39 protein-coding genes are annotated in these 23,632 nt (G+C 66.6%); 18 read left to right on the top strand and 21 right to left on the bottom strand.

Annotated features, from left to right (window positions below):
* Positions 1–43: 43 nt before the first annotated feature.
* The 17 genes from C6570_RS04965 to C6570_RS04900 all read right to left on the bottom strand — a co-directional run bounded on the left by C6570_RS04965 (position 44) and on the right by C6570_RS04900 (position 8,938).
* Complete coding sequence (locus C6570_RS04965) at positions 44–265, bottom strand: hypothetical protein (RefSeq protein WP_106701341.1); 222 nt, start codon at positions 263–265, stop codon at positions 44–46.
* Positions 262–1,173 (bottom strand): recombination-associated protein RdgC, encoded by a 912-nt coding sequence (locus C6570_RS04960; protein WP_106701339.1) that lies wholly within the window; start codon positions 1,171–1,173, stop codon positions 262–264. The genes C6570_RS04965 and C6570_RS04960 overlap by 4 nt, the downstream gene beginning before the upstream one ends.
* A gap of 10 nt (positions 1,174–1,183) precedes the next feature.
* On the bottom strand, positions 1,184–1,360 hold the full coding sequence (locus tag C6570_RS18135) for a hypothetical protein (protein WP_164675466.1): 177 nt from the start codon (positions 1,358–1,360) through the stop codon (positions 1,184–1,186).
* The gene (locus C6570_RS04955; protein ID WP_106701337.1) at positions 1,357–1,599 is read right to left on the bottom strand and encodes a hypothetical protein; all 243 of its coding nucleotides are present in this window, start codon (positions 1,597–1,599) and stop codon (positions 1,357–1,359) included. The genes C6570_RS18135 and C6570_RS04955 overlap by 4 nt, the downstream gene beginning before the upstream one ends.
* A complete protein-coding gene (locus tag C6570_RS04950) occupies positions 1,596–1,805 on the bottom strand; it encodes a hypothetical protein (RefSeq protein ID WP_106701335.1) in 210 nt (69 codons plus the stop codon). The genes C6570_RS04955 and C6570_RS04950 overlap by 4 nt, the downstream gene beginning before the upstream one ends.
* Positions 1,802–2,353 carry a hypothetical protein gene (locus tag C6570_RS04945; protein WP_106701333.1) on the bottom strand — a complete coding sequence of 184 codons (552 nt, stop codon included), beginning with the start codon at positions 2,351–2,353 and terminating at the stop codon, positions 1,802–1,804. The genes C6570_RS04950 and C6570_RS04945 overlap by 4 nt, the downstream gene beginning before the upstream one ends.
* A 17-nt stretch (positions 2,354–2,370) precedes the next feature.
* A complete protein-coding gene (locus C6570_RS04940; protein WP_106701331.1) occupies positions 2,371–2,628 on the bottom strand; it encodes a hypothetical protein in 258 nt (85 codons plus the stop codon).
* A complete protein-coding gene (locus C6570_RS04935) occupies positions 2,625–3,014 on the bottom strand; it encodes a hypothetical protein (RefSeq protein WP_106702234.1) in 390 nt (129 codons plus the stop codon). Before C6570_RS04935 ends, C6570_RS04940 begins: the two co-directional genes overlap by 4 nt.
* Positions 3,011–3,625 (bottom strand): hypothetical protein, encoded by a 615-nt coding sequence (locus C6570_RS04930; protein ID WP_106702233.1) that lies wholly within the window; start codon positions 3,623–3,625, stop codon positions 3,011–3,013. The genes C6570_RS04935 and C6570_RS04930 overlap by 4 nt, the downstream gene beginning before the upstream one ends.
* Complete coding sequence (locus C6570_RS17940; RefSeq protein WP_123812207.1) at positions 3,622–3,924, bottom strand: hypothetical protein; 303 nt, start codon at positions 3,922–3,924, stop codon at positions 3,622–3,624. The genes C6570_RS04930 and C6570_RS17940 overlap by 4 nt, the downstream gene beginning before the upstream one ends.
* On the bottom strand, positions 3,921–4,085 hold the full coding sequence (locus C6570_RS18130; RefSeq protein WP_164675493.1) for a hypothetical protein: 165 nt from the start codon (positions 4,083–4,085) through the stop codon (positions 3,921–3,923). Before C6570_RS18130 ends, C6570_RS17940 begins: the two co-directional genes overlap by 4 nt.
* Before the next feature lie 9 nt (positions 4,086–4,094).
* On the bottom strand, positions 4,095–4,967 hold the full coding sequence (locus tag C6570_RS04925) for an ExeA family protein (protein WP_123812206.1): 873 nt from the start codon (positions 4,965–4,967) through the stop codon (positions 4,095–4,097).
* Between the two features lie 95 nt (positions 4,968–5,062).
* Positions 5,063–6,871, bottom strand: coding sequence for an integrase catalytic domain-containing protein (locus C6570_RS04920; RefSeq protein ID WP_106702231.1), 1,809 nt, complete (start codon positions 6,869–6,871; stop codon positions 5,063–5,065).
* Positions 6,872–6,884: 13 nt separating this feature from the next.
* Entirely contained in the window at positions 6,885–7,934 is a 1,050-nt protein-coding gene (locus C6570_RS18245; protein ID WP_211297646.1) for a hypothetical protein, read from the bottom strand.
* A gap of 22 nt (positions 7,935–7,956) precedes the next feature.
* Positions 7,957–8,262, bottom strand: a complete 306-nt coding sequence (locus tag C6570_RS04910) for an IclR family transcriptional regulator (protein WP_106702230.1) — start codon at positions 8,260–8,262, stop codon at positions 7,957–7,959.
* Complete coding sequence (locus tag C6570_RS04905; RefSeq protein WP_106702229.1) at positions 8,262–8,462, bottom strand: hypothetical protein; 201 nt, start codon at positions 8,460–8,462, stop codon at positions 8,262–8,264. Before C6570_RS04905 ends, C6570_RS04910 begins: the two co-directional genes overlap by 1 nt.
* Positions 8,459–8,938, bottom strand: coding sequence for a hypothetical protein (locus C6570_RS04900; protein ID WP_106702228.1), 480 nt, complete (start codon positions 8,936–8,938; stop codon positions 8,459–8,461). The genes C6570_RS04905 and C6570_RS04900 overlap by 4 nt, the downstream gene beginning before the upstream one ends.
* Before the next feature lie 117 nt (positions 8,939–9,055).
* Here C6570_RS04900 and C6570_RS04895 point away from each other — a divergent pair, with 117 nt between their 5' ends.
* Complete coding sequence (locus tag C6570_RS04895; protein ID WP_106702227.1) at positions 9,056–9,334, top strand: hypothetical protein; 279 nt, start codon at positions 9,056–9,058, stop codon at positions 9,332–9,334.
* Positions 9,335–9,343: 9 nt separating this feature from the next.
* On the opposite strand, the gene C6570_RS04890 is transcribed toward C6570_RS04895, so the two are convergent.
* Positions 9,344–9,604: a helix-turn-helix domain-containing protein gene (locus C6570_RS04890; protein WP_106702226.1), complete on the bottom strand. Its 261-nt coding sequence runs from the start codon at positions 9,602–9,604 to the stop codon at positions 9,344–9,346.
* Between the two features lie 69 nt (positions 9,605–9,673).
* Between C6570_RS04890 and C6570_RS04885 the strand changes: the two genes are divergently transcribed.
* Positions 9,674–9,982: a hypothetical protein gene (locus C6570_RS04885; protein ID WP_106702225.1), complete on the top strand. Its 309-nt coding sequence runs from the start codon at positions 9,674–9,676 to the stop codon at positions 9,980–9,982.
* A gap of 139 nt (positions 9,983–10,121) precedes the next feature.
* Here C6570_RS04885 and C6570_RS04880 read toward each other — a convergent pair whose 3' ends face one another.
* Positions 10,122–10,310, bottom strand: a complete 189-nt coding sequence (locus C6570_RS04880; protein ID WP_106702224.1) for a helix-turn-helix domain-containing protein — start codon at positions 10,308–10,310, stop codon at positions 10,122–10,124.
* Between the two features lie 85 nt (positions 10,311–10,395).
* Between C6570_RS04880 and C6570_RS04875 the strand changes: the two genes are divergently transcribed.
* The 16 genes from C6570_RS04875 (at position 10,396) to C6570_RS04800 (ending at position 20,273) form a co-directional block, all read left to right on the top strand.
* Positions 10,396–10,749, top strand: coding sequence for a helix-turn-helix domain-containing protein (locus C6570_RS04875; RefSeq protein WP_106702223.1), 354 nt, complete (start codon positions 10,396–10,398; stop codon positions 10,747–10,749).
* A 70-nt stretch (positions 10,750–10,819) separates the two neighbouring features.
* The gene (locus tag C6570_RS04870; RefSeq protein WP_106702222.1) at positions 10,820–11,275 is read left to right on the top strand and encodes a DUF4124 domain-containing protein; all 456 of its coding nucleotides are present in this window, start codon (positions 10,820–10,822) and stop codon (positions 11,273–11,275) included.
* A gap of 21 nt (positions 11,276–11,296) precedes the next feature.
* A complete protein-coding gene (locus C6570_RS18125; protein ID WP_164675492.1) occupies positions 11,297–11,473 on the top strand; it encodes a hypothetical protein in 177 nt (58 codons plus the stop codon).
* Positions 11,474–11,715: 242 nt separating this feature from the next.
* A complete protein-coding gene (locus C6570_RS04860; RefSeq protein WP_106702221.1) occupies positions 11,716–12,267 on the top strand; it encodes a hypothetical protein in 552 nt (183 codons plus the stop codon).
* 301 nt (positions 12,268–12,568) lie between these two features.
* Positions 12,569–12,994 carry a putative holin gene (locus C6570_RS04855; protein WP_106704523.1) on the top strand — a complete coding sequence of 142 codons (426 nt, stop codon included), beginning with the start codon at positions 12,569–12,571 and terminating at the stop codon, positions 12,992–12,994.
* Positions 12,994–13,713 carry a transglycosylase SLT domain-containing protein gene (locus tag C6570_RS04850; protein WP_245896300.1) on the top strand — a complete coding sequence of 240 codons (720 nt, stop codon included), beginning with the start codon at positions 12,994–12,996 and terminating at the stop codon, positions 13,711–13,713. Before C6570_RS04855 ends, C6570_RS04850 begins: the two co-directional genes overlap by 1 nt.
* Before the next feature lie 9 nt (positions 13,714–13,722).
* Positions 13,723–13,956: an Acb2/Tad1 domain-containing protein gene (locus C6570_RS04845; RefSeq protein WP_106702220.1), complete on the top strand. Its 234-nt coding sequence runs from the start codon at positions 13,723–13,725 to the stop codon at positions 13,954–13,956.
* Positions 13,957–13,959: 3 nt separating this feature from the next.
* On the top strand, positions 13,960–14,370 hold the full coding sequence (locus tag C6570_RS04840; RefSeq protein WP_106702219.1) for a hypothetical protein: 411 nt from the start codon (positions 13,960–13,962) through the stop codon (positions 14,368–14,370).
* Between the two features lie 96 nt (positions 14,371–14,466).
* Complete coding sequence (locus tag C6570_RS04835; protein ID WP_106702218.1) at positions 14,467–14,862, top strand: hypothetical protein; 396 nt, start codon at positions 14,467–14,469, stop codon at positions 14,860–14,862.
* Positions 14,859–15,170, top strand: coding sequence for a hypothetical protein (locus C6570_RS04830; protein ID WP_106702217.1), 312 nt, complete (start codon positions 14,859–14,861; stop codon positions 15,168–15,170). Before C6570_RS04835 ends, C6570_RS04830 begins: the two co-directional genes overlap by 4 nt.
* Positions 15,171–15,173: 3 nt before the next feature.
* The gene (locus C6570_RS04825) at positions 15,174–15,719 is read left to right on the top strand and encodes a DUF3486 family protein (protein WP_106702216.1); all 546 of its coding nucleotides are present in this window, start codon (positions 15,174–15,176) and stop codon (positions 15,717–15,719) included.
* On the top strand, positions 15,719–17,182 hold the full coding sequence (locus C6570_RS04820; RefSeq protein ID WP_106702215.1) for a terminase large subunit domain-containing protein: 1,464 nt from the start codon (positions 15,719–15,721) through the stop codon (positions 17,180–17,182). The genes C6570_RS04825 and C6570_RS04820 overlap by 1 nt, the downstream gene beginning before the upstream one ends.
* Before the next feature lie 2 nt (positions 17,183–17,184).
* On the top strand, positions 17,185–18,741 hold the full coding sequence (locus C6570_RS04815) for a DUF935 domain-containing protein (RefSeq protein ID WP_245896299.1): 1,557 nt from the start codon (positions 17,185–17,187) through the stop codon (positions 18,739–18,741).
* Positions 18,741–19,496 (top strand): phage head morphogenesis protein, encoded by a 756-nt coding sequence (locus C6570_RS04810; RefSeq protein ID WP_106702213.1) that lies wholly within the window; start codon positions 18,741–18,743, stop codon positions 19,494–19,496. Before C6570_RS04815 ends, C6570_RS04810 begins: the two co-directional genes overlap by 1 nt.
* Entirely contained in the window at positions 19,483–19,959 is a 477-nt protein-coding gene (locus C6570_RS04805; protein WP_164675491.1) for a phage virion morphogenesis protein, read from the top strand. Before C6570_RS04810 ends, C6570_RS04805 begins: the two co-directional genes overlap by 14 nt.
* 140 nt (positions 19,960–20,099) lie before the next feature.
* Positions 20,100–20,273, top strand: a complete 174-nt coding sequence (locus C6570_RS04800) for an oxidoreductase-like domain-containing protein (RefSeq protein WP_106702211.1) — start codon at positions 20,100–20,102, stop codon at positions 20,271–20,273.
* Between the two features lie 74 nt (positions 20,274–20,347).
* Here the strand turns inward: C6570_RS04800 and C6570_RS04795 are convergent, their stop codons facing one another.
* Complete coding sequence (locus C6570_RS04795; protein WP_106702210.1) at positions 20,348–22,231, bottom strand: potassium transporter Kup; 1,884 nt, start codon at positions 22,229–22,231, stop codon at positions 20,348–20,350.
* Positions 22,232–22,345: 114 nt separating this feature from the next.
* Positions 22,346–23,632, bottom strand: a complete 1,287-nt coding sequence (gshA, locus tag C6570_RS04790; protein WP_106702209.1) for a glutamate--cysteine ligase — start codon at positions 23,630–23,632, stop codon at positions 22,346–22,348.

Genomic DNA, 23,632 nt, shown 5'->3' with positions numbered 1-23,632 from the left:
CCGGTGTTGACGGACACCGGAAGCCGGGTTCGATGCGTTGCGGCTACTCGCCCCCGGTGCCGTAGGGGTCGCGCGCGCTGGGCGCGTCGTCGGGGGTGATATCGACTGCGGCTTGCTCCAGTTCGTCGACCAGTTCGCTCAAGCGGTTCAGGCAGAACTGATCGACGTCCTCCCACTGCGCGGCCATGTCAATCACGCGCTTACGGAAGGTGCGCAGGGTGCGCACATGGCGGGAGGACAACTGCTTGGCTGTGGGCGCGCTCATGTCAGCCGCTCCAGTCCACCCAGCGCGTCGACCAGGTCGGTGATCAGCCCGCCCAGCTCGCCCGTAGCCAAGGCCACGTCGGCTTCAAAACGGTCTGCGTCGGCGTTGGCGTCGGTCTTCTCGAACACGCCCTCTTGAAACGCTATGCGGCGCAGGTCGAACGTGTGGGTCAGCGTGAAGGCAACGCGGCCCTGCCAGCCCAGAGCCAGCTTGGTCGGCAGCTTGCCTTCGGCGATGTGCTGACGGATCTCGTCGGTCGCCAGGTCGTGGCGGCTGAATCGAACGAGCGCTGGCTCGTCGCCGCTGCCCTTCAGCTCGCACTCGCGCTCAACGTGGAAGGCATCCGGCAGCTTGTCGGCCGAATCGGCGGCCAGCCACGCGGCCATCACGGCTTGGGGCGTTTGCTGGGTGTGCAGCAGCCGCACTTCAAAGCCCTTGCCCGCCACGCGCACCAGGCTGGTCACCAGCTCATCGGCCTTGCTGACGGTGCAGGTGTCCAGCACCAGCCAGCGGCGAACCGGGTCGATCCAGGCGGTGACCACGGTGCGCCGTGGGAATGCGCTGGGCAGCAGCGCCTGCAGGGCGTCGTCACGCAGGTCGCGCAGCTCCTTCTTGCCCGGCTTGCGGCCGGTGGTCTTCTCGATCTCAGCGGCCGCCGCTTCGGCATGCTCGCGAACCGCGTCGCCGGGCACTGACTTGGTTTCAATCTGGAAGCGCGCGATCCAATCGCCGTCCACCGCTTCGACCAGGGCGCCGTGCGCTTCGCCGCGCGGGGGAATCCAGCCGGTGCTGCGCTGCTGGGTGGCCGTGCAGGGCGTGAAGGGCTCCTGCGCCAGCGCTTCTTCCAGCTGGGCGGCGGCGGTGGGCCATGCGGCGCCGATCTGATAGAGCTTGAGTTGCTTGAACATGTCGGCCCTTTCAGTGGACCAGCGCCAGCTCGGCGGCGGCTTGTTTGGCGGCGGCGATCCAGGCGGCTTTGCCATCGTCACTCAGCGCACTCCAGGCAAGGTAGCGGCCGAGGACGACCTCTCGGCTCTCGCGCTCTTTCACCCAGGCCCGGTACATGGCCTCGGCAATCTGTTCGTAGCTTTTCATTGGTCGTTCTCCTTCTTTGGTGTGGGCTTGCGGGCGATGACGGCGGGTGCGTAGCGGTCGCAGATGCCTTGCGGCACAACGAGGAACTTGCCGAGCGTGCAGTCGTAGCCCGTGGCTCGGCCGCCGTCAAACGTTATGGCGCCGGCGCTGCGATGGACGCAGTTGCAGCAGGCATCGCGCATGCCGGGGCTGCGGTAGCCCTGGGCGGCCTTGCGTTGGGCGAAGCGGTCTGCGCTCATTCGGGGCTGACGCCGTTCAGGTGGTTGATGGCTGCAACGCACGCGCCTGCAGACACACGGGCCTCGTCGGCCCACGCGAGGTGATCGGCCTCGCTCGGATCTATCGGATCGCCGGGCGGTTGAACCACCGTCTCCAGCGTGCGCGCCAGGCTGAGAAGGTCGGCCGCAGTGGCGCCCAGGGCCGCAGCGGTGGCCGCGCGGTTCATGGCGTCACCTCTGCATTGGCGTCTTTGGTGGCCTCGCGGATCACGGCGTTGACGGCCTTCTCGATCTCGCTGTCCACGCTCTTGATCAGCGTGGCGTCGGTGTCGGCGGCCACGGTGATGCCCAGGCGCTTGATGATGTTCGCGTCCAGCTTTTCCAGCGCAGCGGCGACGGGCGTTTCCTTCGTGCGGATGCACAGGGTCACCTGCTCGGGCGTGAGAGCGCCGCTACGGGCCAGACTGCGCAGGCGCTGGCACAGCTTCTCGTCGTCGTCCCAGGACAGGCTGCCTTTCTGCTTTTGCAGGCCGAACTTCAGGCCGTCGACGACGTAGGTGCGCGGCTTCTCGAACAAGGCGGGGTTGGCCTGGATGAGCTCGGCCAGGTCGTTGTGCTGCTTGGCAACGCGGCGTGCCAGGCCGCGAATGCCGGCAAAGTTTTCGTTCTTGACCACGTCGATGCCGGCCTGCATGGTGGCGAGCAGCTCGCTCAGCTTGTCGCGGGCTTCGCTGAGGGTGGCGGCGCGCTTTTGAATTTCTTCGAGTGTTGTCATGGGTGTGCTCCGGTGGGTCAGTGAAGGTGTGAGGCAGCCGATCCGAACTCTGCGGTGCGCCACAGTCGGAAGGCATAGCGCTGCAAGGCAGCGGCCCCCGCAGCGGTACAGCAGGGGTGCACTTCGGCAACAGCGACGTAGGCGGCGAGCAGCGCCTCCAGCAGCCGCTCGGGCGACGCGCCGGCGGTGAAGCCCTGATCGATAAGCGCGGCGGCCAGATCGGCCCGTTCGCGTGCGTCGGCATCTGCCGCGTGGTCAGGCGTCCCGCGGCTCATCGGAATGGCCCCAGCGAGGGAACGGCCAGGAAGTCGGCCGCGCCGGCCCGAACCGGGGCGCTGCAGGCCGCCGCGTAGGAGGGCCTGGCCATGGGCGAGCGCGCGTCGCACGCGGCGGCACGCTGGTTGCCCGGCCTGGTCGGCAGGCGGGCGCCATCGGTCACGTGCGGCTGCGCGCTGCGGCTGATAGACCACAGCGTGCCCCGGTGGCCGAAGCGCACCAGCCAGCCCAGCGTGACCAGGCGGGCCAGCGCTTTACGGGCGGTGTCGACGCACATCGGCCGTGCGCGGAAGTCGGTCAGCAGTTCGCTGAGGTTGACGGTGCCGCGCGCGTGCACGATGCGCACGATGGCCTCGTCGCGCGGGTTCAGGCTGGCGCCGCTCATGGCTGCGCTCCTTTCTTCAGTTCTTGAAGGCGCTCGCGCACGTTGGCGGGCATGGGCACCGCCTGGGCGGCGTCTTGATCCAGCTTGGCCAGCGCCGGGTCTTTGCCGGCGTGGACGACCTGCAGGGCCTGGCCGATCTCCAGCGCCTGGCCGCGCACCTGCACGGTGTCGCGCCTGGGTGCGGTGCGCTGCTGGTGTTCGCGGTCTTGCTCGGCCTTGGCCTCGTGCTTGTCGGCCATGCCGGCCAGGATGGCGTAGAGGTAGCCGTGGCCTTTCATGGGCAGCTCTAGCCGCTGGGCGTCGCGCGCGGCCAGCATCTGGTCAAAGGCCATGGCCCAGGCTTCCAGCGGCGCGGGCCAGTCGCGGCCCTTGTGCGTGATGGCCTTGCGCTCAAGGTCGGGCAGCAGCTGCAGGATCAGCTTCAGCTTTTTGGCCATGGTCAGGCGCTGCTTGGGCGGCGTGAACAGGGCCACGTAGCGCAGCACGCGGGCGCCCAGCGGAATGCTGACGGCGGCCAGGCGGGACAGTGCGCGCTGGTCTACCTCGTGGCTGAAGGCCACGGCCAGGTCGAACTCGGCGCCGCAGGCCGGGCATTGGAAGTCGGTGCTCAAAGCATCACCCCCACGAGTGCCAGGCCAACCAGGGCGGCGGCGAACAGCTCCAGCGCCACGCGGATCGGGCTGGGCCGATCCCATGGGCCGGATACGGCACAGCGCCAGGCGGGCGTGCGGAACGCCTCGTCGACGGTGCGCGGCCAGCGCCTTTCGGTCGGGTTGACCGGCTCGGCTTCGCTGCACCCTGCACAGCTGTAGCAGGCACTGGCGGGAAGCCGCGCGGTGTCGTGCCGAACCTGCGGCGCCGCTGTGCCGGGGTGAGCGGCCGGGCCTGGGCGGGACGGAGCGGCGCTCATGCGGCACCCCCGGGCTGAGCGCCCACAGGGCAGGCGCTGATTGCGCTGGCTTGCGGGTAGCGGTCCATCGCATGAACGATGGCGCTGCAGCTGCTGCTATCGGCGCGCACTTCGAAGTACGCGCGGCCGAGGCAGGCGATTTTGATGAGGTAGAGCTTCATGGCCGTGACTCACACAGAGCGGACAACGTCACGGTCAACCACTGGCGCGCCGAGGTCGGCCGCTGTGTTGAGTGCTGCGCTCATCCAGTTGTTGACGTTGAGCGGGTTGAGCAGGCTGCTGCCGTTGGCAACCAGGCGGGTGCGCAGCTCGTCCACCCCTTCGGCCGTGATGAACTCATCTAGCTTGCGGCCCGCGGCAGCGGCGCGGGTTTGCAGATACGCTGAAAGATCGGCACCCAATGGCGGCAGGCGGGCCACTTCAATGCGTTGCATGACTTCGCGCACATCCCAGCGGGCCAGCTTCTTCTCCAGCTCCGGGTGGCCGACCAGCAGCACGCCCAGCATGAAGCTGCGGCCCAGCCGCATCTTTTCGCGCAGGCGTTTGAGGTGGTTGAGCGTGGGCACGGGCAGCGCGTGCGCCTCTTCAATGATGAGCAGGTGCGAATGGCCGGCGGCGCTCGACTCGGACAGCGCCGCGTGCACCTGGCGCGAGCGCGCCTCGGCATTGCTGGCCACGCTCGCGCGCCCGTTGAGCGTGCGGATGATGGCGGTGTGAATATCCACCGCTTTCACGGTCTTGCCCTTGGTGTCGGTTTCTTCGGCGCCTTCCATGCTGGGCTCGATGCACACCACGGGGCGATGCTCGCGCAGCAGCGATTCCTTCAGGTCGTCCAGCATGGTGGTTTTGCCGGCGCCGCTTTCGCCAACGATGGCGGCCATGCGGGCGCCTGTGGCGGCTTGCCAAGCCACCTCGCGCACGAAGCGAATGTGGCCGTTGACGAACATTTCGGCGTCGGTGGTCACTTCGCCGGCAAATGGGTTGGCAAACAAGGTGAACTGGCGGCGCGCCGCTTCGCTCAAGGTTTGTGGGGGCAGTAACATCGCTTCTTCCTCCTGGGTTTCGATGGTTTCGGGGTTCGAGGGGGCGGCCTCGCTGGGGTGCAACCCAGCGGGGCCAACTTCTTTGTGGGCGGCGATCACTTTCCGCCTCCCACCGCGCGCAGCCCGGCCGGCTGTGCGACGGGCGCCAGCGACTGGCGCCGCGCGGCAATCAGGCCGGCTGCCACGTCTTCGGGCACGCCCGCATCGCCATAGCGCTCAGTCAGCCATGCGTAGGTGCCGGGGTCGTAATCGCCCTGAAGTTCCTGCCGCACGCGCTTGCACACGGCGGCTACCGACAGGCGCACAGGCTCCAGCGTGGGCGCGGCGGCGGCATGCGGCGTGCCGGGTCGCTGCAGGTAGGCGGGCAGCGCCGCGGCCTTGGCCTTGATGTCAGCAAACGGGTCGAACTGCCCGACGTAGGGCGAGGTGCCGGCCTTTTGCGCCGCCGCCACCTGGGTGGGCGTGGCGGGCCCGGCGGGCGTGGCAAAGGCCTGGGCGGCGATGCGTGCGCGCCGCTCGTCTGCCGGCGTGGCGGGCAAGGCCCTGTACTCATCCTTGCCCAGCACGGGGGCGTCGGCGGCGTAACCCATCCAGCCTTCCTTCACGGGCTCGACCTGGTGCCAGACGATCTCGCCGGTGTCGCGGTCTGTCACGCCCACGCGGACGGCCGGTGCGGCCAGTGGGTTGACGGCCACCAGCACCTTGTCGCGCGGGGACACGCCGGGCACGTAGCGCACGTCGTAGTCGCGGGCGCCGTGCCCCTTGATGGCGAAGCTCACCGTCATGTCGCCCTTGACCTGGCGGGGCTGCGCCAGGCTGAGCGGCAGCTCGCGCATGATGTCCATGGGCGGCGCGAGGCGCAGGTGTTCTGCCCCGATGGTGGCCCAGGCGGCGTATGGCGTCATGCCATGCCGGCTGTGTTTCTTGGCGCCGTTGCGGCTGTGCATCCACAGCTCGGCCATGGCGTTCATGCGCGCGATGGTGATGCTGGCCGGATCGAGAAAGCGCAGCCGCGATTCGAAGCCGCGTTCGACAATGTTCTGGCTGCTTTCGGCCAGGCCAGTGGCGCGGCTGTTGCGCGGCGCGTGCCAGCCCTGGCGGATACCCATGGCGCTGCAGAAGTTGCGGAACGCCGCAGCCTTGAATGCGCCGCCCTGGTCGGTGTAGAGCATGAAGGGCACGCCGTGCAGGGGTAGGCCCTGGCCCGCGTCGTTGACACGCTGGGTCATCATCCACATGAGGAAGTCCAGCGCGTTCTCAGCGGTCTCACCGCCGCTGTAGAAGCGCATGCCAATGGCCCCGCTGGCGTGCTCGGCGCCGACGAAGCGCACCAGCAGCTGGTCCATCACGCGCACCAGATTGGCCGGCTTGTTCTTGTAGTGCACGCCGTCTTCTTCCAGCAGCTGCAGCTCGCCCTTGGGCGTTTTGTAGAGCACGCACACCGATGCGTCGATCTGCCACACGGCGTTGACGTGTTCGGTGCGCATGCGCACGTGGGGGCAGGGCGCGGCCAGGCTGCGGCCGTCCAGCCCGCGCTGGCGCAGCAGGCGCGCCACGTGGCCAGCGGACAGGCGCGTGGCGAGCCGGCCATCGGCATGCAGCATGTCGATGGTGTCTTGCAGCGGAATCATCCACTTGCCAGCCCGGCGGTCGTGCAGGATGGCGCCGGCGATCTGTTCCAGCTCGTCATCCGTGATGGCTGACGCCCCCGCATCTGCACGGCGCTTGCGCTGCGCCTGCAGGCCCAGCTGCCGCGCGGCTTTAGATACCAAAGCGTGAGTGCGCTGCACCGACAGGTTGAGCGCCTCGGCGGCGCGCTGCACGATCTGGCCGCGCTGGCCATGCGGCGCGGCAGCGGCGTCGCGCGCGGCGTTGGTGATGAGTTCCATGCGGAGGGCGTCCATGGTGCGGGCTTGCTTACTTGGCGCGGGGGTTGGTGTGCGGGTTGGCGGCGTTGCGCGCCTCCAGTGAGGCGAGCGCTTCCTCGTTCAACCAGGGCGGGGCAATGCGCGCCTCCAAGTCCACCTGAATGCCGAACTCCTCAGCCATGTCTGCCAGCTGCTGCACCAGGAACTCCACCGCCTGGCGGGCGCGCGTCTGGATGGCCTCGCGTGCGCCGCTGTCGGACAGGGCCACGTCGGCGGCGGCAAAGGTTTTGTGGATGGCCAGGTAGGCGGCGCTGCTGGCCTGGTCGAGCTCAGTCAGCAGCGCCTGCTCTTGCGCCGTCTTGGCTTCGCTGCCGGCCGATGGCTTGAACTTGCGCTTGCCTTCTTCTTCCAGCTTGGTCAGGCGCTCGTTCTTGTCGGCCAGCACGCGGTCTTTGGCCTCCAGCGTGGCCTTGGCCTCTTCGACCTGGGTGGCGAGCGACTCCTTTTCTTTGGCGTGGCGCGCGATCATTTCCTCAGCCAGGTCGAGAAAGCCGTCCTTGTCGCCGGCCTTGGCCACCTCGATCAGGGCCAGTTTCTGGTCTTCGGGCAGGCGGCGGTACTGGCGCAGTTCGCGGTAGCCAATGCCCATGCGGGACATGGATTCGAGGGCCTCTTCGCCGAAGGCTTTGAGGTTGGCGATGTCCAGCTCCACCTTGTCGCGAGAGGTGCCGAGCAGCTGGCAGAACTCGTCCCATGTTCCGGAAAAGTGCGAACCGTTCGCGGTTGACATGCCTTTCAACGCCCGGTACAGCTTGTTTTCCCTCACGTACGCCAGCTTGGAAGTGCGAACCGTTCGCGAAAATTGCTCGAACGCATCGGCCATCTGCGCTTGCCCCAGCAGCTGGTTGAGCAGGTCGCGCTCCTGGCCGTAGCCCTCGCGCAGGGCGTTCAGCGCGTCGGCGTTCTGCACGTCTTCGGCAATGGCGGCGTGGTTGGTGACCACGGCGACGGGCTCAGCCGCGGCGCCGGGCTTGCGGCCGGGCTTGGCCTTGAAGAATTTCTGCTCGATCTGTTCGTCGGTGAGTTGGGGGCGTGTCATAGCGGTTGGGGTAATGAAAGGGTTACAGGGCGCCGTAGCGGCGTTCGATGTCGGCACGCACCTGCCGGTCGGCATGCAGGCCGGCGGCGTACCGGCGGCTGAGTTCGATGACGTGGGGCGCCAGGCGCCAGCGCCCGCCCTGGGGCGTTTGCTCGGCCCAGCCGGCGGTGCGCAGGTTGTCCAGGTCGCGGGTGACGCTGCTGGGGCCAATGGCCAGGGCCTTGGCCATCTCGCCCGGCGCCAGGCCGTGCAGCTCGTGCCCGGCCAGCAGATCGACCATGCGCAGCAGGCGCTGCTGGGCCGGGTTGGTGTAGTTGCCGGCGCTCATCAGTAGCTCCCGGCGATCAGGTGGGCCGCCAGCTCGCGCAGGATGCGTGAGACGGTCTCCAAGTTTTGGCGGGTCTTTTTCTTGAGCGCGTGCCGCTGCGACCAGCGCGAGGGCCATTGGTCGAGACAGCGCTGAAGATCAGCCTCTTGCCTGCGCAGGAATTCAATGCGCGCAGCCTGGGCGCTCATGCCGTCGGTCATGGTGCAAAGTCCAGCTCGGGCTCGGCGAAGCCGGCCACGTTGAGTTGATGGGCGGCGACCTGCTGCAGGTGGTTGCGCAGGGCCTCAAGGGTGGCGTTGGCGTCGGCCTGCTCGCCGCCGGCGTAGAAGTCGGTCAGCAGCTGCAGGGCTTGGGCGAAGCCGGTGTTCAGCTCCACCATGTCGGCGGGCTGGGCCTGGCGGCCGCGCGGCATGTCGACGAGCAGCTTGCCGTCTGTGGCGGCCATCCAGCGGGCCACCAGGTTGATGCCGCAGGCGTGCTCGTACGCGGGCAGCAGCACGGCGGGCATGCGGCCGTTGGCGATCCACTTGTAGAGGGCCCAGTGGTCTTCCAGGCCCATGCGCTCGGCGATGCGCTCGACGCTCAGGTTGTGGCGCTCTTGCGCGAAGTCTTTGCAGCCCTTCAGCGCGTCGCGCAGGCTGGCCGGTTGCCAGCGTTTCCAATGGCGGCGCGTCATTGGAAGGCCCCCTGGCGCGAGGCGCGCAGGCCGTTCAAACAAATAGCGGGCGTGGGCCTGTGCAGCTGGCGCGCAGCGACCAAGAATTCAGCCAGGTCAACACACCCGGAGCGGCACATGGACACGGCAGCAGATTTGGAGGGGCGCATTGACGCGGTAGGCCAGGCGGTGATCTGGCTGGCGGCGGCGCTGGAGGATGCGCGGCTCATCGACGGCCCCCAGCTTTGCCGGGCGCTGCGGGGGCGCCAGCCACCGGCGGGCACGCCGGCGGCGCTGGCAGCGGCATCGCAGCGCACGCTGCGGCAGATGGCCGATGCGCTGGACGGCGCGCGGCAGGTGCGGCAGGCGCAGGCTGACCAATCACGGGGGCATCCACCCGATGGCCCCAGGGCGTGAATGCGCCCGTCATGCGGCGGCACCGGCTGCGGCCTGGGCGTGCGCCGGGCGGGTATAGGGCTGCTTGGCGGCCACGGCCTGGCCGCGCTTGAGGCCCAGGAACACGGCGATGTTGTGGCTGGCGCCGCGCTTGCAGGGCTTCTGGCCGCGCAGGATGGCGTCCACCAGGCTGCAGCTGACGCCAAAGCGGCGCGCCAGCTCGGCCTTGGACAGGCCCTGCTCGTCCATCCATTGGATGGCCTGGGCGTTGGTGCGAAGCGGTGTAGTCATGGCGTATGGGTGTTAATTGGTGGCGGCTTGGTGGTAAATTGCCCAGGCAATCAAACGAAGGAGCAACCAATGACCGACGACGAGCTGCAGCAGCCCTTGGCGCGGTGGGTGGGCGAGATCGAAGACGTTGCGCGGCTGGCCGCGCGTGACGCTGCAGCGGCGCGCTTTCTGCTGGGCAACCTGGTGCTGGAGCTGGGGCGCACGGGCCTGCTGATGGATGCGCATGCCTTCATTGATCGCCTCCTTGTTGGGGCGCAGCAGGCACCGGATCAGTCGCAGGCCCTGCAGGAATACCTTCAGGAGCTGCGCGCCCTGCTGCCAGCACCTGACGAATCCGGCGGGCCTGGCGAGCCTGGCGAGCCTGTGGTGTTTCATTAACCAGCGGGCTGCGCGGGATGTAGAGCACGGGGGGGTGTCGGTTTTCGGACAAAAGAAAGTGCAGCACGCGGCGGGCAAAGCGGCGGCGCAGCACCAACCAGTGGTCAGTGGCGCGTTTGAAGATGGGTTTCATGGCAGATCAGTCGTTGACGGGCAGGCCGAGCTTCAGGCGCACTTCACGGCCTTCGCCGTAGTTGCCCTGGCGCAGGCCGCGCACGGCATCGCTGACGGTGCGGTACTTGAAGTTGTGCATGGCGGCCCAGGCCTTCAGGGTCAAACCCTGCTGGCGCAGCCGGTGCTTGATCTGGTTGGGGGTGGCTTGCTGCATGGCGGTTGTCGCAGTGGTTGGCTGTTGATGGATGCGATTATGGGTAATTTTTTACCCATGCGCAATGCCTATTTGGAAATTTTTTATGCACATGGGCGAACGCATCAAAGAGGAGCGAGAGCGGTTGAACTTCAACCAGGCGCAGTTCGCGGATCTGGCGGGCGCGACGCGCAAGACCTTGTTCAACTGGGAGACCGGCGTGGCCGCACCAAACGCCAATGCGCTAGCCGTGTGGGCGGGCCACGGTCTGGACGTGCTCTACGTGGTCACCGGCCAGCGCAGCCAACCAGTGCCGCCCACGGCCACATTGCCACCGCGCCAGCGCGCGCTGCTGGACAACTTCGAGCACACGGATGAAGAGGGCAAGCGGCACGTTGAACAGGCGGCACTTCTGGCGGCGAAATCAGCGGCCAATGCCCAGCGCGGCAATGCGGCATAGATCTGCCAACGATTCGCAGCCCGCGCCGCTATGACAGATCAACCGAGATGACCGAGGAAAGGAGAGAGGGATGTCAACACTGAGAACAACAACCGCGATGGCGTTGATGACCGGGGCGGCATTGACGGCATCGGCCAGTGCCAGCGCGCAGGTCTACAAGTGCCCCGATGCCAGCGGGCGCACGGTGATTCAGCAGATGCCCTGCACGGGCGGCGAGAAGATGAAGGTGCCAAGCACGGGGGCGACCAACGCTGACGTGGCTGACGCGCGCGGCAAAGCTGCGGGCTTGTGCGAGGCGGCGCTGCGGTCGGTGCCTGCCTGGAAAGACCGTGACAGCGTTCGCATCTCGCGCGTGTCACGCGTCGGTTTCACGACGGTGCAGATGCATGGGACAACACTGGCTGTGGTGCAGTACGTGGCAGCAGTGGACGCCAAGAACTCCTACGGCGCCTACGGCGGCGACAAGCCAGCCTATTGCTACTTGAACGGCACCGAATCAAAGGTGCTTGACGTCAAGGTTTTCTAGGCCGCGTGCCGAGGAGGCGCAATGAATACCGAACCCACCTTGCGCCTGCAGCTCACGCCCAACCCAGCGGGCACCGTGCCCACCTTGCAGCTCATCGAGGAGGCCCTCTGGGTGGCCTACCGCGCCGGCTACGGCCAGGCCATGCAAGACAGTGACGGGCTGGAACGCCTGACAGATTTTTTAAAGGAGCGCCCATGAGCGAGCAGGGAAAACCACCACCACCACCACCACCACCACCACCACCGCCACCGCCGCCACCGCCCCCACCGCCACCGCCACCGCCACCGCCACCGCCACCGCCGCCACCGCCTGCCCCGCTGCACGAGTCGACTGAATTCAACGAACGCGGGGGCGGCGCGGTGTATTTCCATCCCCCGCCTTCGCCGCCGCCCAGGCCGCCAAAGTAGCCAGGGCGCATACCGGAGTGCACAATCGGCAACATGACTACGCCCCCCGTCGAGAGCCACAACGCAGACGCCGATGCCGCTGAAAACCAGCGCCTAGACAGTATGTGGGCGCAACGGTGCGCCACCCTGAGCAGGGCCTGGGTTCAGGTTCGCTACCACCGCCGGCGTCAGCGGTTTTTTGACCTTGCCGACAAGTTCACCAAGTCAATCACAGTTGTTCTTGGTGCATCGCTGATGGGCAAGTACTTTGTCGATTGGCTGCCCTGGCTCGCGACTGCCATTACATCGGCGGGCCTTGTAGCGTTGGTGTTCGGATACAGCGAGCGCAAGCAACTGCACAAGGAACTGGCCGAACAGGCTGCCAAGCTGGTGGCCGATATCGAACGCGTACCGGTGGGTGGCCTGAGTTTTGAGCGGACGGCGGGGTGGAACGCGGACTACGCGCAGTTGGCGGCGAAAGCTCCGCCGCCGCTCAAGGTTCTATCGCTGATCTGCGAGCGAGAGCAGGCCATTGCTGAAGGGCAGCCTGATCATGTGAAGCAGCCGGTTTTCTGGCAACGCTGGCTTTCCCAAGTCAAGGGCTGAGTCCCGCAGACCACAGCGCCCTGAGGGGCGCTTTTTTTTGCAAGCGAGCCGGCGCACCCATGCGCCGCGCGGCAAATGTAAAACGTTTTAGTTGGCCTGCATCGCGCGCGCGCGCGACCATCGTGCATGGCTGAAAACCTGCCGCCCACGTCTGACCGCTGCGCAAGCTGCGCGCACTTCTCTCGCGAGAAATCGACGCTCGCGGCGCACGGGTTCGGCCATTGTGTGCACGTCCCCATTTACCGCAGCTTCAGCGCTGCAGCGGCGTGCGCGTTCAAACCTTCTCGATGGAGCAATGGCGATGCAAAAGCAAACGCCGCCGGCCACGCGCTGGCGAATGAGTGACTGGCTGATTGTGGCGCTGGTGCTGGCGCTGGTGGTGTGGCTGATGGCGCCGCAGCAGCTGCCGGTCAGCATCTACAAGCTGAGCCTGGTTTCGATGGCTGCGGTGGCGGGCTACTGGATCGACCGCAGCTTGTTCCCCTACGCGCGGCCTGACGGACAGCTGGCGCGGGAGCTGCTGGAGGCGAAGCTGCCGGAGGCAGTGCCCCTGGAGCCGAGCCCGTTGGAAGCGTATATGGCTGACCCTGTTGACTGCGGCACTGACGATGCGTGCGCCCTGGCCGAGGCGGTGGACTGCACGTCGGTGCACCTGTTGATTGGCGCGATGCTGCGGCGCGCGTTGATTGTGTCGGCGGCGATGCTTGCGGTGAGCCTGGGGGCGTGATGGGCTGGCCGCAATGGACGTGGCTGGCGATGATGGCGATTGGACTGCTGATTGCCGCACACGAGCACGGAAAGGCACGTACTGGCAGGCAGAGTTTCTGGACGAGCGCCATAGCTGCCGCCATCCACGTCGCGCTGCTGCTTGCTGGTGGGTTTTTCGCGCAGGCAGCGCAGGCCCAGGTGCCGCCCGAGGCGCACCGCTACCGCCTGACGCTGGTGCGCGAGGCGCAGCGGGCCTGGGGGCTGGATGCACCGATTGCCGCACTGGCGGCGCAGGTGCATCAGGAAAGCGGCTGGCGCCCAGAAGCGGTGAGCCGCGTGGGCGCGCGCGGGATGGCGCAGTTTATGCCCGCCACCGCCACCTGGTGGTGCGCACGCGAGGGCATCAGCAGTGCTGACTGCCAGCCGCACAACCCAACCTGGGCGCTGCGCGCGCTGGTGGGTTACGACCTGCACCTGTACCAGCGCGCGCCGGCGCGCATGGGCCGCTACGACCGGCTGTGGCTGGCCCTGCGCGGCTACAACGGCGGCGAGGGGCATTGGCAAGCAGAAGGCCGAACGACCGGCCTGGCGGCGCCTACGCGCCAGCAGATCGACGCGGCCTGTGGCAAGGCGCGGCGTGCGCCGGTGCACTGCGCGGAGAACCTTGGCTACCCGCGCCGCATCTTGGTCACCCTGCAGCCGCGCTATGCGGCTTGGGGGCCTGTTTGGAACCCATGAGGAGCGCTGATGCCCACCCCTGAATTGACGTACGGCGAGCGCGCCGTTGGCCTGACTTTCAACCCCGGCGGCAGCGGCGAAGTGGCCGATTGCAAGCTGCACTTTGCCAAGCTGATTGACCAGCAGAACGAGCTGCGCGCGGCGTGCGCCAGTCCGGAGCAGAAGCGCCTGGCCAGCGTGGCGATCACGGAGCTGCAGACGGCGCAGATGTGGGCTGTCAAAGCCCTCACTTGGAAGGACTGAGACGTGAGCCGCGCGGTTATTGCCCTGGGCGGCCTGCTGTTGGCGCTTGGCGCCGGTGCGGGCGGCTATTGGTGGGGCCATGGGAATGGCAAGGCGGCCGAGGTGGCACGCCGGGATGCCGACACCGTTGCCAAGGTGACCGCGCAGCTGGAGGCACACCAGGGCCTGATAGACGACGCCAATGCGGCCAGTGCCGCGCTGCGCGGCGCGGCTGCGACGCGGGCGGCCAACGACCGAAAGTTTTCAAAGGAGTTTCGCGATGCGCTCAAAAACACGGCTGGTGATCGTGCTGGCTGCCGCTTTGACGATGACAGCGTGCGCCAGCTCGGTGCCGCGCGTGAACGCGCTGCCCAAGCCGCTGCCGGCGGCCTCACTGCAACAGTGCCCCGAGCCGGGCCCGGCGCCGGGAAGTGATGTGGACGACGTGGCGGTGGCGCTGATGGACTTGTACGGGCTCTATGGCCAGTGCGCGGGGATGCACGCTGAGCTGGTGCGCCACCTGGAAGGCAAGTGACGCAGGTGACGCTAGACCTTTGGCATGTGATCTCGCTGGCTGTGTCGTTCTTCGGCGCGAGCGCTGCGGCGGGCAAGTTGCTGCTGTCGCAGACGCAGAAGCACCTTGATCACCGCTTCAACACGCAGGAGGCCGCGCGCGCGGCCAACCACGACCAAGTGTCGCGCCGGCTGGACAGTATTGAGGCGGCGGCGCGCGAAGAGATGGGTAATTGGCAGCGCATTGAGCGCGATCTGCTGAAGTTCCAGGCCGACATGCCTTTGAACTACGTCCGGCGGGAGGATCACATCCGCGTCCAGTCGATTCTGGAAGCGAAGTTGGATGGCCTTGCCACGAAGATCGACAACGCGCAGCTGCGCGCGTCGCTGTCATTGAAACAGGGGGATTCATGAACACGATTGACCAGGCCCGCATCCGGCGCGAAGCGCTGCGCTGGCTGATCATCTTGACGCTGAACAACGCGCGCCCCGTTGGGGCGTTTGAGGGGCCGATTCTTTCGGTTGCGCAGGCCGAGTACCCGGACGCGACGGCGATGGAGCTGCGCCGGGAGCTGGACTACCTTGACGACCGCGAGTTGGTGCGCGTGGACAAGCAGCCCAGCGGCCGATGGTTTGCCGAGCTGTCGCGCTTTGGCGTGGACGTGGCCGAATACACGGTGCCGTGCGAGCCGGGCATCGCGCGGCCTGCGAAGTACTGGTGAGCCATGGCCCGGCGCAGCAAAGTACTGGCCCTGCCGCCTGAGCTCAAGGAATGGCTGGATGGAGAACTTGTTCGGCGGGGGTTTGCCGACTATGTCCAGCTGGCGGCCGACCTGAAAGAGCGTGGCGCTGATGTCTCGAAGTCGGCGCTGCAGCGCTATGGATCGCCCTTCGAGGAAAGACTGGCAAAGCTGAAGATGGCAACGGAGCAGGCGCGGGCCATGGTGGAGGCGGCGCCTGACGACGAGGACAACTTGGGCGCTGCGGTGGTGCGCTTGACGCAGGAGCGCATCTTTGGCGTGCTGATGGAGCTGGACATCGACGCCGACAACGTGGATGTGAACAAGCTGTTCAAGAACGCGGCCGAGATCGGCAAGGCCAGCGTGAACCAGAAGCGGCTGACGCTGGAGGTGCGCGCCAAGATCGAAGAGGCGGCGCGCAAGAAGGCGCTGGCTGATGCGGCCAAAGAGGTGGCCAGCTCGGCCAAGAAGCAAGGGCTGTCTGCCGACATGGTGGCGCAGCTGCGCGAGGCTATCCAGGCCAAGCTGTGATGCAAAAGACGCAGATCGCCCAAGCGCTGGGCATCCTGATGGACTACCAGGTCGAGTGGATCAGCGACGCCTCGGCAGTCAAAGTGGCTGAGAAGGGGCGGCGTATCGGCTTGAGCTACGCCGAGGCCGCCGACGATGTGCTGTACGCGGCCAGCGAGGGGGGGGCCAACGTCTATTACATCTCCTACAACAAGGACATGACAGCGGGCTTCATCCAGGATTGCGCGACCTGGGCGAAGGCGTTCCACGCGGCGGCGACCGAGGTGGAGGAGTCGGTGATTCAGGAGGGCGACAAGCAGATCCTGGCGTACACGATCAAGTTCGACAGCGGCCACTTCATTCAGGCGCTGACCAGCACGCCGCGCAGTCTGCGGTCGAAGGGGCGGCCGGGTGAGCGCCTGGTGATCGACGAGGCGGCGTTTGTCGACGACATCAAAGAGCTGCTGAAGGCGGCCCTGGCCATGACGATTTGGGGCGGTCAGGTGCGGATCATCAGCACGCATGACGGGGAGGACAACCCGTTCAACGAGCTGGTGAAGGATGTGCGCGCGGGCCGCTACAACTACGGGCTGCATCGGATCACTTTTGACGATGCGCTGCACGATGGCTTGTTCCGCAAGATTTGTGCGGTGACAGGGCGGGCATGGTCGCCCGAGGCCGAGGCGCAGTGGCGCATGGAGATCGTCAACCGCTACAAGCCGAATGAGGATGAGGAGCTGTTTTGCGTTCCGGCGCGGGGCGGCGGTGCCTGGCTGTCGCGCGTGTTGATCGAATCGTGCATGAAGCCGGCGCCGGTGCTGCGCTTCACGGGCACGGCCGCCTTCAACGATGCAAGCCCCGAGCGGCGCGCCGTGGAGATGCAGGAGTGGATCGACGAGCATCTGAGGCCGCTGCTGGCGTTTAACCCGGCGCTGCGGCACGCGCTGGGCCAAGACTTTGCGCGCTCGGGCGACTTGTCGGTGATTGCGCCGGGGGAGATTGCGCAGAACCTGAGTCTGCGGGTGCCGTTCTTGGTGGAGCTGAAGAATGTTCCGTACAACCAGCAGCTGCAGGTGCTTTTTGCCATTGCCGATGCACTGCCGCGCCTGTCGGGCGTGGTGATTGATAGCCGGGGCAATGGCTCTTACATCGGCGAGGCGGCGCACGACAAATACGGCTCGGTGGTGGTTCGCCTGATGCCGACGGAGGGTTGGTACCGGGACAACATGCCGCCGTACAAGGCGGCGTTTGAAGATCAGACGATCACGGTGCCGCTGGATGACAACGTGCTGCTGGATCACCGCGCGATCAAGCTGGTGCGGGGCGTGCCGCGTGTGCCTGAGGGCAAGACGTCCGAGGGGCGCCATGGCGACGCGGCGATGGCCTGCGTTTACCTGCATGCGGCGTCGCGGATGGACTACGGTCCGGTGGAAGTAGCTAGCCGCCGCCGGCGCAATGCCGACACCCTGATGCAAGGATATTGATGATGAGCGGCATTTACCTGGGCAACGATTTTGTGTCTTTCGCCGAGGCGCAGCGGCGCATGAAGCCGGGCAAGGGGGCGCTGAGCGACCACGTGGCGACGCGCGACCGCAGCCCGGATTTCGTGGCGCTGGGCATGTACCTGCCGAACCCTGACCCGATCTTGAAGAAGATGGGCAAGGACGTGGAGGTGTACCGCCAACTGCGCGGGGATGCGCACACGGGCGGATGCATCCGCCGGCGCAAAGCGGCGGTGAAGTCGCTTGAATGGCGCATCGAGAAGGACAAGGCCAGCAGCCGGATGCACAAGGTGGTGCAGGCGGTGTTTGACCGGCTTGACCTGGACACGCTGATCAACGAGATCATGGACGCGGTGCTGTATGGCTACCAGCCGCTGGAGGTGATCTGGTCAAAGGGCCTGGGGCGCGCGCCGGTGCCAGACCGGATTGTGGGCAAGCCGGCGGACTGGTTCCTTTTTGACGCGGACGCGCAGCTGCGCTTTCGCAGTCGCGAGCACCTGATGGAGGGCGAGGCGCTGGCGCCGCGCAAATTCTTGCTGGCGCAGCAGGAGGCGACGTATGCCAACCCCTATGGCTTCGCCGACCTGAGCATGTGCTTTTGGCCGGTGACCTTTAAAAAGGGCGGCCTGCGCTATTGGGTGAAATTCGCCGAGAAATACGGCATGCCCTGGGCCGTGGGCAAGCAGCCGCGCAACTCTCCGCAGCCCGAGACCAACAAGCTGCTCGACCAGCTCGAAGCGATGATTGAAGACGCCGTGGCGGTTATTCCTGACGACGCCAGCGTGGAGATGCTGCAGGCCACGGGCGCCAGCGGCAATGCGGACGCCTATGAGCGCCTGCTTATGTTCTGCCGCAGCGAGGTGGCGATTGCGCTGCTGGGCCAAAACCAGAGCACGGAGGCCAGCAGCACGCACGCCAGTGCGTCCGCTGGCCTGGATGTGGCCGGCGAGATTCGCGACGGTGACAAGGGCCTGGTGGAGTCGGTGCTGAACAAGCAGCTGATCCGCTGGATCGTCGATTTGCACGAGGGCGAGAACGCGCCGACGCCGATTTTCGAGCTGTTTGAAGAGCAGGAGGTCAGCAAGGCGCAGGCCGAGCGGGACGAGATTCTGACAAAGGCCGGGGCGAAGCTGACGCAGGCCTATTTCAAACGGACGTACGAGCTGCAGGACGGCGATCTGGACGAAACGCCGGCCGCGCCGACCGACCAGGCGCTGCCGGGCGGTGGCGGCCTGTTCACGGGCCTGCTGCAGCGGGGCGGGAAGCCGGCGGAATTCGCCGAGGGCGACCCTGCGGCGGATGAGGTAGCGCGCCTGGCGCAGCAGCTGGCGCCGGCCGGCGCCGAGGTGGTCGGGCAGTGGATGCGGCGGCTGGAGCAGCTGCTGGCCGATGCGACGAGCACCGACGATCTGCAGGCGCGCATCCTGGCCGCCTTTGACGAGCTGCCGGAGGCTGAGCTGGCGGACGTGATGGGCCTGGGCCTGGCCTTTGCGCGCCTGGCCGGGATGGATGCCGCGCGCAGCGAGGCCGAGGCGGGCTGATGGCGGATATCGACCGCGTTCGACTGCGTTTTGAGGAGGCCATCGCCGCCCTGGCGCTGCGCACCGAGCTGCGCGGCACCGCGACCTATCGCGACCTGACGGGCGACGAGCACCGGCGCGCCTTTGCAGTGGCCGGGGCCATGAAGGCCGACTTGCTGGCCGACCTGCGCGAGGCGGTGCAGCGCGCGGTGGAAGATGGCGTGGGCCTGGAGGCGTTCCGCACCGACTTTTGGGGCACGGTGAAGAAGCACGGCTGGCACGGCTGGACGGGGGAAGGCACGGACGATGGCGAGGCCTGGCGCACGCGGGTGATCTACACCACCAACCTGCGCAAGAGCTACAGCACGGGCCGCTATGCGCAGCTGACGGAGCCGGATTTTGCGGCGCGCTACCCGTTCTGGGAGTGGGTGCACAGCGGTGCGGCCAAGGAGCCTCGCGCACAGCATCTGGCTTGGAACGGAATGCGGCTGCGCCACGACGATCCGTTCTGGCGCACGCACTTTCCGCCGCGCATTCCGCCCGACTATGGCTGCACCTGCCGCGTGAAGGCGGTGCGGGCGTCGGGCGATAAGAACGCCGCGCCGGCCGGTTGGCAGGCGCAGGCCGATCCGGGCGCAGGATCGCCAACAGCCGACATTGCCGAGGAAATCCGGGCGCTGGTGGCGGCCAAACGGGCGCGCCTGCCGCAGCAGCTGGGCGACGCGCTGGCGGCGAATGTGGCCCGCTACTCAGGGACTGCTGATGCTGACGCTTAAGTTCGACCAGGGGGAGATCCCGAGCGCCCTTGCGCAGGTGTTGGGCGTGCTGGAAAAGCCGCGCCCGTTGCTGCAGGCGATCGGCGAGTACGGGATCGACTCGACGATGCAGCGGTTTCGCACCGGCAAGGCGCCCGACGGAAGCGCCTGGGCGCCCAAGAGCCCCACGACGCTGGCGCGCCACCCACGTGGCGGCCGCAAGCCATTGATCGGCGAATCCCGCGCGCTGTCGACCACGATTGCCTACCAGGTGGGGGACAAAAGCGTGGCGTGGGGCAGCAATCAGGTGTACGCGGGTGTCCAGCAGGGCGGCGCGCGAGCCGGATCGCTCTGGAGCGGCAAAGATCGGCGCGGCCGCAACGCCAAAGCGCCGTGGGGCGACATTCCGGCGCGTCCGTACCTCGGCCTGTCGGCCAAGGACGAGCGGAACATCATGGAGATCGTGAGGGACTACCTGCTGTGAACGCCCAAAAAGGCCGACGCGCTCTGTTTTCCTGAGACGAAAGCCGTTTTCAGTCAGCCGCCCCACCTCACCCCGACTCTTCCCGCATCTTCCCGATTTATCGCGCCGCCCACTCTTCCTTTATCTCACTTCCGTTCACGATGACATCCACCGACGACACCGACCCGCGCCCCTTGCCACCCGAAGAACCCGGCCCGGGTGAGTGCTGCGACAGCGGCTGCGACCCGTGCGTATGGGACTTCTACAACCAGGAGCTTGCGCACTATCGAAAAGAACTGGCGCTCTGGTTGGCGCGGCACCCCGACGCCACGTAACCCACGGTCGAGGGCCGCAGGCCCGCATACGGCACTGAATCCAGCCGCCTCGATTCACAACCGTCGGCGGGGCCTTAAATCTCGACCTTGGAGCCCAGCTCCACCACCGCGTTGCTGGGCAGGTTCAGAAACTCGGCGGCGGCCGTCGCGCTGTGGTGCATCTGCGCAAACAGCTTTTCGCGCCACAGCATCATCCCGGAGCCGAGCGTGGGCGTGACGATGTCGCGCGACAGGAAGTAGCTGGTGGACATCGGGTTGAGCTTGATGCCGCGCCCGCTCAGCAAGGCCAGCGCCTTGGGCAGATCCTGGTCGTTCTTGAAGCCGTAGTGCACGATGATCTGCCAGCAGTCGTGGCCCAGCGCGTCCACCTGCAGGCGCTTGTCCATGCCGATCCACGGCACTTCGTGGCTGCGCACGGTGACGAACAGGTTCTGCTCATGCAGCACCTTGTTGTGCTTGAGGTTGTGCAGCAAGGCATTGGGCACCACGTCGGTCTGCGAGGTCATGAACACGGCCGTGCCTTCCACGCGCACGGGCGGCGCCATGAAGACGGATTCAAGAAAAGCCTTGAGATCGATGGCCGAGGTGCGCAGCGTGCTGATGAGCAGGTCGCGCCCGTCCTTCCAGGTGATCATCAGCATGAAGATGCAGCCGCCGATCAGCAGCGGGAACCAGCCGCCGTCGATCAGCTTGAGCAGGTTCGAGCTGAAGAACGCCAGATCGATGGCAAAGAAAAAGCCGGTGGCCAGCACGCACAGCCACAGCGGGTAGCCCCAGCCGTAGCGGATGACGAAGAACGTGAGCACGGTGGTGATCAGCATGTCCAGCGTCACCGCGATGCCGTAGGCCGCCGCCAGGTTGCTGGACGAGCGAAACAGCACCACCGCCAGCACGATCATGGCAAACAGCGCCCAGTTGACGAAGGGCATGTAGATCTGGCCCTTGTCCTTGGTGCTGGTGTGGCGGATCTGCAGGCGCGGCAGGTAGCCCAGCTGGATGACCTGCTTGGTCACGCTGAACGCGCCGCTGATCAGCGCCTGCGAGGCGATCACCGCCGCCATGGTGGCCAGACAAACCAGCGGCAACGTCAGCCAGTCGGGCGCCATCATGAAGAAGGGGTTGCGCACGGCGCGGGGCTCGGCCAGCAGCAGCGCGCCCTGGCCAAAGTAGTTGAGCGTGAGGCAAGGCATGACGATGGAGAACCACGCCACGCGGATGGGCTTCTTGCCAAAGTGCCCCATATCGGCGTAAAGCGCCTCACCGCCGGTCACGCACAGCACCACCGCGCCCAGGATGATGAACGCGGTGCCCGGCTGGTGCCAGATGAACTGCAAGGCATGGTGCGGGCTGAGCGCCGTGAGGATCTCGGGGTGCCCAACGATGTGGTACACGCCCAGCGCGGCGATGGTGGCAAACCACACCAACATGATCGGCCCGAAGAAGCGGCCAATGCCGGCGGTGCCACGCTTTTGCACCCAGAACAGCACGAACAGCACCACCAGCGTGATCGGGATCACCATGCGCTTGAAGGTGTGCGAAACCACCTCCAGCCCCTCCACGGCCGACAGCACCGAGATGGCGGGCGTGATCACGCCGTCGCCATAAAACAAACAGGTGCCAAAGATGCCGATCAGCAGCATCCACTTGCGCAGCGCGGGCGCCTTGTCTTTCACCGACTGCGACGCCAGCGCCAGCATGGCAACCAGCCCACCCTCGCCATGGTTGTCGGCGCGCAGCACCAGCGCCACGTACTTCAGCGAAACGATGAGGGTGAGCGTCCAGAAGATGATGGACAACACCCCGTACACGTTCAGGTGCGTGAAGGGCACGTGGCCCGAGCCGAACACTTCCTTGACGGCGTACAGCACGCTGGTGCCGATGTCGCCGTACACCACGCCCACGGCGCCAACCGTGAGCGCCGTCAGGGAGGATTTGGCTTCAGACGCAGTGGAGCCCATGGTTCGGCTTGAAAGTGGCCGCATGAAAGCCGCCCAGGGGCGATGCGGTGAGTGGGGTGTAGGCGCGGTCTGCCATGGGCACAAGCGCGGCGATGAACGGAGGTGGCGCGGCCGTCAGGCCATGGCTTCGAGCTCGGGGTCGGTGGCTTCCAGCTCGTAACTGGCAGCGACCAGGGCCAGGCGGCCGATCACGCCATACATGTAGAAGCGGTTGGGCGCACTGGCGCCCGCCTTGGGGCCAGGTTTGGGCAACTGTGCGCTGTGCGAGAACGCCAGCGGCACGAAGCGCGCGCCAGGGGCGTTCAGGCTCTCGTCGTCGCCGCGGTCGGCATGGACGCGGTAGAAGCCACCCACGACGTAGCGGTCGATCATGTAGACCACCGGCTCGGCCACGGCGTCGTGAATGCGCTCGTTGGTCATCACGCCTTCTTGAATGAGCACTTCGCCACGCGGCACGTCGCCCAGGCGGGCGCGGCCTGCGGCGGTGCCCAGGTCGGCCAGCTCCTTCACGTCGCGCACGGTCATGATGCCCATGCCGTGCGTGCCGCGATCGGCCTTCACCACGACGAAGGGCTTCTCGTTGATGCCGTATTCCTTGTACTTGCGCCGAATCTTGGTCAGCACCGCGTCCACATTGGTGCGCAGGCATTCGCCGCCACTGGGCTCATGGATGTCGATCTCGCCACAGGTGGAAAACAGCGGGTTGATCAGCCAGGGATCCACCCCGATCAACTTGCCGAAGCGCTTGGCCACTTCTTCATAGGACTGGAAGTGCCGGCTCTTGCGGCGCACCGTCCAGCCCGCCTGAAGCGGGGGCAGCACGTACTGCTCATGCAGGTCTTCCAGGATGCCGGGCACACCCGTGGACAAATCGTTGTTGAGCAAGATGGTGCAGGGGTCGAAGTGCTTGAGCCCCAACCGGTACTCGCTGCGCTGGGCGGGCTCGTAAGTCAGTTTCTCGCCGTCGGGCAGCGTGTAGTTGACCGCCCGCTTGACGGCCGGGTCGATCGAGCCGAAGCGCACGTTCAGCCCCGCCATGCGGAAGATCTCTTGCTGGCGCGCCAGGCTGGCCAGGTAGAAGCTGCTGGGCTTGCCGTTTTCCGGCACGATCATCAGGTTGCGCGCCTCGGGGCAGATCTTCTCGATCGCCGCCTGGGCCGCCTGCACCGCCAGCGGCAGCGTATCGGCCGACAGGTTGTGCCAGCCGTCCGGGTAGAGGTTGGTGTCCACCGGGGACAGCTTGAACCCAGCGTTGCGAATATCCACCGAGCAGTAAAGCGGCGGCGTGTGCTCCATCCATTCCAGCCGGAACCAGCGCTCGATCACCGGCGTGGCGTCCAGGATGCGCTGTTCCAGCTCGTTGATGGGGCCCGTCAGGGCGGTGATGAGGTGGGGAACCAT

Origin of the sequence: Ottowia oryzae, assembly GCF_003008535.1 — a bacterium.
Classification (GTDB): Bacteria; Pseudomonadota; Gammaproteobacteria; order Burkholderiales; family Burkholderiaceae_C; genus Ottowia; species Ottowia oryzae.
The sequence above is the reverse complement of the archived record's forward strand: the minus strand, read 5'-3'. Positions and strand labels throughout refer to the sequence as shown.

Coding starts and splice junctions, on each gene's coding strand:
- C6570_RS04905 (WP_106702229.1), bottom strand. CDS start 8,462: ATGACCGACGGCATGAGCGCCCAGGCTGCGCGCATTGAATTCCTGCGC.
- C6570_RS04925 (WP_123812206.1), bottom strand. CDS start 4,967: ATGTTACTGCCCCCACAAACCTTGAGCGAAGCGGCGCGCCGCCAGTTC.
- C6570_RS04795 (WP_106702210.1), bottom strand. CDS start 22,231: ATGGGCTCCACTGCGTCTGAAGCCAAATCCTCCCTGACGGCGCTCACG.
- C6570_RS04850 (WP_245896300.1), top strand. CDS start 12,994: ATGGGCTGGCCGCAATGGACGTGGCTGGCGATGATGGCGATTGGACTG.
- C6570_RS04935 (WP_106702234.1), bottom strand. CDS start 3,014: ATGAGCGGCGCCAGCCTGAACCCGCGCGACGAGGCCATCGTGCGCATC.
- C6570_RS04845 (WP_106702220.1), top strand. CDS start 13,723: ATGCCCACCCCTGAATTGACGTACGGCGAGCGCGCCGTTGGCCTGACT.
- gshA (WP_106702209.1), bottom strand. CDS start 23,632: ATGGTTCCCCACCTCATCACCGCCCTGACGGGCCCCATCAACGAGCTG.
- C6570_RS04955 (WP_106701337.1), bottom strand. CDS start 1,599: ATGAGCGCAGACCGCTTCGCCCAACGCAAGGCCGCCCAGGGCTACCGC.
- C6570_RS04945 (WP_106701333.1), bottom strand. CDS start 2,353: ATGACAACACTCGAAGAAATTCAAAAGCGCGCCGCCACCCTCAGCGAA.
- C6570_RS04910 (WP_106702230.1), bottom strand. CDS start 8,262: ATGAGCGCCGGCAACTACACCAACCCGGCCCAGCAGCGCCTGCTGCGC.
- C6570_RS04860 (WP_106702221.1), top strand. CDS start 11,716: ATGACTACGCCCCCCGTCGAGAGCCACAACGCAGACGCCGATGCCGCT.
- C6570_RS18245 (WP_211297646.1), bottom strand. CDS start 7,934: ATGACACGCCCCCAACTCACCGACGAACAGATCGAGCAGAAATTCTTC.
- C6570_RS04825 (WP_106702216.1), top strand. CDS start 15,174: ATGGCCCGGCGCAGCAAAGTACTGGCCCTGCCGCCTGAGCTCAAGGAA.
- C6570_RS18130 (WP_164675493.1), bottom strand. CDS start 4,085: ATGAAGCTCTACCTCATCAAAATCGCCTGCCTCGGCCGCGCGTACTTC.
- C6570_RS17940 (WP_123812207.1), bottom strand. CDS start 3,924: ATGAGCGCCGCTCCGTCCCGCCCAGGCCCGGCCGCTCACCCCGGCACA.
- C6570_RS04920 (WP_106702231.1), bottom strand. CDS start 6,871: ATGGACGCCCTCCGCATGGAACTCATCACCAACGCCGCGCGCGACGCC.
- C6570_RS04805 (WP_164675491.1), top strand. CDS start 19,483: ATGCTGACGCTTAAGTTCGACCAGGGGGAGATCCCGAGCGCCCTTGCG.
- C6570_RS04900 (WP_106702228.1), bottom strand. CDS start 8,938: ATGACGCGCCGCCATTGGAAACGCTGGCAACCGGCCAGCCTGCGCGAC.
- C6570_RS04895 (WP_106702227.1), top strand. CDS start 9,056: ATGGACACGGCAGCAGATTTGGAGGGGCGCATTGACGCGGTAGGCCAG.
- C6570_RS04960 (WP_106701339.1), bottom strand. CDS start 1,173: ATGTTCAAGCAACTCAAGCTCTATCAGATCGGCGCCGCATGGCCCACC.
- C6570_RS04940 (WP_106701331.1), bottom strand. CDS start 2,628: ATGAGCCGCGGGACGCCTGACCACGCGGCAGATGCCGACGCACGCGAA.
- C6570_RS04830 (WP_106702217.1), top strand. CDS start 14,859: ATGAACACGATTGACCAGGCCCGCATCCGGCGCGAAGCGCTGCGCTGG.
- C6570_RS04880 (WP_106702224.1), bottom strand. CDS start 10,310: ATGCAGCAAGCCACCCCCAACCAGATCAAGCACCGGCTGCGCCAGCAG.
- C6570_RS04800 (WP_106702211.1), top strand. CDS start 20,100: ATGACATCCACCGACGACACCGACCCGCGCCCCTTGCCACCCGAAGAA.
- C6570_RS04810 (WP_106702213.1), top strand. CDS start 18,741: ATGGCGGATATCGACCGCGTTCGACTGCGTTTTGAGGAGGCCATCGCC.
- C6570_RS04815 (WP_245896299.1), top strand. CDS start 17,185: ATGAGCGGCATTTACCTGGGCAACGATTTTGTGTCTTTCGCCGAGGCG.
- C6570_RS04965 (WP_106701341.1), bottom strand. CDS start 265: ATGAGCGCGCCCACAGCCAAGCAGTTGTCCTCCCGCCATGTGCGCACC.
- C6570_RS04875 (WP_106702223.1), top strand. CDS start 10,396: ATGCACATGGGCGAACGCATCAAAGAGGAGCGAGAGCGGTTGAACTTC.
- C6570_RS04855 (WP_106704523.1), top strand. CDS start 12,569: ATGCAAAAGCAAACGCCGCCGGCCACGCGCTGGCGAATGAGTGACTGG.
- C6570_RS04820 (WP_106702215.1), top strand. CDS start 15,719: ATGCAAAAGACGCAGATCGCCCAAGCGCTGGGCATCCTGATGGACTAC.
- C6570_RS04890 (WP_106702226.1), bottom strand. CDS start 9,604: ATGACTACACCGCTTCGCACCAACGCCCAGGCCATCCAATGGATGGAC.
- C6570_RS04885 (WP_106702225.1), top strand. CDS start 9,674: ATGACCGACGACGAGCTGCAGCAGCCCTTGGCGCGGTGGGTGGGCGAG.
- C6570_RS18135 (WP_164675466.1), bottom strand. CDS start 1,360: ATGAAAAGCTACGAACAGATTGCCGAGGCCATGTACCGGGCCTGGGTG.
- C6570_RS04950 (WP_106701335.1), bottom strand. CDS start 1,805: ATGAACCGCGCGGCCACCGCTGCGGCCCTGGGCGCCACTGCGGCCGAC.
- C6570_RS04870 (WP_106702222.1), top strand. CDS start 10,820: ATGTCAACACTGAGAACAACAACCGCGATGGCGTTGATGACCGGGGCG.
- C6570_RS18125 (WP_164675492.1), top strand. CDS start 11,297: ATGAATACCGAACCCACCTTGCGCCTGCAGCTCACGCCCAACCCAGCG.